Below are 3,787 nucleotides of genomic sequence, written 5' to 3'. Positions count from 1 at the left end.
GGCGCTGTTTAAGGTCAACCGCAACGTGCGCCGCGCGGTGTTCCTCGGCATGCTGTTACAAGCGATGCAGCAGTTCGCCGGTATGAATATCATCATGTACTACGCGCCGCGCATCTTTAAAATGGCCGGATTCACCACCACGGAACAGCAGATGATCGCCACGCTGGTGGTTGGCCTGACCTTTATGTTTGCCACCTTTATCGCCGTGTTCACCGTGGATAAAGCTGGGCGCAAACCGGCGCTGAAAATCGGCTTTAGCGTGATGGCCGTGGGGACGTTGGTGCTGGGCTACTGTCTGATGCAGTTTGATAACGGCACGGCATCAAACGGGCTTTCCTGGCTGTCGGTGGGGATGACAATGATGTGCATCGCCGGTTATGCCATGAGCGCCGCACCGGTGGTGTGGATCCTGTGCTCGGAAATCCAGCCGCTGAAGTGCCGCGATTTTGGTATCACCTGTTCCACCACCACCAACTGGGTGTCGAATATGATTATCGGCGCGACCTTCCTGACGCTGTTGGATGCCATCGGGGCGGCGGGCACGTTCTGGCTGTATACCGCGCTGAACGTGGCCTTTATCGGTGTGACCTTCTGGCTGATTCCAGAGACCAAAGGGGTGACGCTGGAGCATATTGAACGCAAGCTGATGAAAGGCGAGAAATTGCGGGATATCGGCGTGTGATGAGTGCCCGGTGGCGGCTACGCCTTACCGGGCCTACAAGGTACGTCAAACGTAGGCCGGGTCAGGCGCAGCCGCCACCCGGCTTTTTTTTACACCTTCGCTAAATACAGCGCCGGCATCCCCTCGGCGTCCGAGGTGTACAGCACCCACTTCCCGTCCGGCGAGAACGACGGATGCGGATGCGTCACCTGGCGGTCGCCGTCCAACACCTTCCAGCTGCTGTTGTGCTGGCAGATCGCTTTTTTGTCGCCAGTTTTCAGATCAAACACCCAGATAAACGGATCGTTGAGGTTGATATCCCCGGTTTTATGCGGTGCGCCGTCGCCGACGACCAGTGAACCATCGTGGTTACTCATCAGGTGAGAGCAGGGCGGAATCTCCATCAGCTGGCGATTTTCCAGCGTTGCAGGATCCGCGCTGTACAGATAGCGGTGCGGGCTGTTTTCCTGATGGGCGACGTAATAGAGCGCAGAGCCGTCCGGCACCCAAAATTCATGCGTAAAGCTCTCGCCTGGCTGCTGCTGGCGCACGCAGCGAACGTTGCTGCCGTCGTTGTTAATCAACCACATGCGGGCGTCAATCGCATCGCGCGGCCCTTCATGGCAGAACGCAACGGTATTGTCGTCGAACGGGCGGTAAATCGGATGACCGAGCCAGCGTTTTTCCTGCAAAATGGTCCGCTGTTCCCCGGTTTTCAGGTCAATATTAATCAGGCGGCATTCCGGGTTAGTGAAGTAGAAGGCGTGGAACTTTGACCAGTCGGTGAGCGGCTGCCAGTCGCTTTTCTTAATCTCAATGCCGACAAGCTGCGTGCAGTCGGAATTGGCAACCCAGGTGCCGTAGGCCACCCATTGGTCATCCACTTCGTAAACCACATGTTCTTCCAGCGTCGTGAGATCCACGCGACGCAGCTGGCGGGTATCTTTGACGTACCATAATGACTGGTCGTCATCGGAAAGAAAGCCGCCGAAGGTGTTATCGCCAGCACCGTCGGTCAGCTGGGTTGCCTGTTGGGCGGCAATATCCAGTAAGTAATAGTTCCAGTGCCCCTCGAACGCGCCGCCAAAAATCAGCTTGCTCCCATCGCGGGTAAAGCATTTTTGGTAGAAGTAGTTCCGGTGGCAAATAATGTGTGGTGGCGTCATCCGGATCACCTCGTGACCGGTTTCGCTGTCCTTCTGATGGCGGAAATTCAGCGGGATGATTTTGCCTTTCATGTCCTTTCTCCTTGAATAAAAAAATACCCCGCAACCGAAGTTGCAGGGTATTAACACATGATGGCGCGATTAGCGCATTGCGCGTTTCAGGATACGTTCACCCTGGCGCTGGAAGTCGGCTGCCGCGTCTTCAACCGATTTCTGACCATAGTCGATGTACTGCAGAGTGGTACCGAACTGGGCCACGATCTGCGGATCGTCGAAGTACGGAGACACGCTCAGTTTCGCCGGCAGAGACTGTGCCAGACGCAGGCCAGCAACGGACGGATCGCTCTCTTTCAGGATGCCGTCTTCGGTCAAGTATTTCACCGCAACCTTGCTCAGCGGCACGCCACGCTCCAGGCCCAGCGTATCCACGCCTTCTTTGCTGTTCAGCAGGAAGTTGATCACTTTCGCTGCCGCTTCCGGGTTCTTAGTCGACTTACCGATAGACAGCATCTGCGCCGGTTTGAAGAACAGACCCGCGTCGGTGGCGCCCGGCAGCATTGGGTAGCTACCCAGCTCCAGCTTCGCTGGCGGCTTCAGGTTGTCAGAGTATTTGTTAATGGTGGAGTTCCACATGTAGGTACCGCCCCACTCACCCTGAATCCACGGCTTCATCTCATACATGTTGCTCTTACCAAATGACGCATAGTATTTGGTGTCCGGCATCACGTGGCTATCGACCAGCTTTTTATACATCTGGAAGAACTCAACCCACTGCTCTTTGGTGTAGGAGAATTTCTTGGTTTCCGGATTAATCGCCGGGATGTTGTACTTCTGCGTCATATACGAGTTCAGCAGCGCCAGGGTGTCCTGGTGCTCCAGCACTACCGGGTAGTACTGTTTACCCAGCTTGCTTTCAAAGGTTTTACCCGCCGCCATCAGCTCGTCCCAGGTTTTCGGGTATTCAACGCCAGCCTGTTTCCAGGTTTCGTCGTTGAAGTAGAACACGCGCGCGGTGACGGAGATTGGGATCCCGTTCAGCTTGCCGTTGACGGTGGTGGACTGCAGCTCTTTGGCATCAAACTGGCTTAAGTCGATCACGTCCTTCATTTTGTTCAGGTCGTAGAAGCCGTCGCCGTTTTTGGAGAAGATCGGCAGCCAGTTCCAGTTAGTCTGCATCACGTCCGGCTCGGTACCGCCAGCGATCTGGGTGGTCAGACGGGATAAGTGGCCGTCCCAGCCGGTGTATTCCGCTTTTACGTTAATGTCCGGGTTCTGCTTGTGGAACTCTTCCAGCGCCTTCAGTGTGACCTGGTGACGGCCATTGCCGCCCCACCAGGACATACGAAGGTCAACATCCTTAGCCATAGACGGCAGGGCGGTAAGGCCCAGAGTGGCGGAGATTGCTGCGCTTAAAAGCACTTTTTTCATTTTAATACTCCAGATTAGAGGGAGAGGTTCTGTTCAGTTTTAGCGTCAAAAATATGGCATTTATTCATGTCAAACTTAAAGTACACCTTGCGATGAAGCCCCTTCTCAATCATTGGCTTAGCTTCATCTGAAGGGATGCGTGCCGTCAGCTCGTAGTTCGCGACTTTCAGGTAAACGAAGAACTCGTGCCCCATGTTTTCCACGCGGACCATCTCACCGCTGCAGCCGCCTTCAGCGAACGGCTCATCGGACAGGGAGACGAATTCCGGACGAATACCGTAGAACACTTCCTGATTTTCTTGCGCCGTCAGCTTGTTGTGCAGATCTTCGCTCAGCGGCATAAACTCATCGCCAATGCTCAGGTTCAGTCGACCCTCTTTGCTCACCAGTTTACTGGCGCGGATGTTCATTTCCGGAGCGCCGATAAAGCCCGCAACGAACATGTTTTTCGGTTTGTGGTATAGGTTGTCCGGGGTGTCTACCTGCATGATGTGGCCAAGCTTCATCACGCAGATACGGTCGCCCATGGTCA

The 3,787-nt window shown here is 55.0% G+C and carries 3 protein-coding genes and 1 pseudogene; 1 reads left to right on the top strand and 3 read right to left on the bottom strand.

All coding sequences use genetic code 11. From position 1 onward, the window contains the following. A pseudogene (gene araE / locus ACW14G_RS22625) lies at nucleotides 1–682 on the top strand (arabinose-proton symporter AraE); the annotation flags it as partial. Nucleotides 683–771: 89 nt separating this feature from the next. Here araE and ACW14G_RS22620 read toward each other — a convergent pair. The 3 genes from ACW14G_RS22620 to ACW14G_RS22610 all read right to left on the bottom strand — a co-directional run. Further along, nucleotides 772–1,899: an oligogalacturonate lyase family protein gene (locus ACW14G_RS22620; protein WP_249022793.1), complete on the bottom strand. Its 1,128-nt coding sequence runs from the start codon at nucleotides 1,897–1,899 to the stop codon at nucleotides 772–774. Between the two features lie 69 nt (nucleotides 1,900–1,968). Further along, nucleotides 1,969–3,255, bottom strand: coding sequence for an ABC transporter substrate-binding protein (locus tag ACW14G_RS22615; RefSeq protein WP_065358230.1), 1,287 nt, complete (start codon nucleotides 3,253–3,255; stop codon nucleotides 1,969–1,971). Nucleotides 3,256–3,269: 14 nt separating this feature from the next. Then, nucleotides 3,270–3,787, bottom strand: a 518-nt coding sequence (locus ACW14G_RS22610; RefSeq protein WP_455648840.1) for a TOBE domain-containing protein, incomplete at its 5' end; no start/stop codon positions are given.

This window comes from Kluyvera sp. (assembly GCF_965301105.1).
The sequence above is the reverse complement of the archived record's forward strand: the minus strand, read 5'-3'. Positions and strand labels throughout refer to the sequence as shown.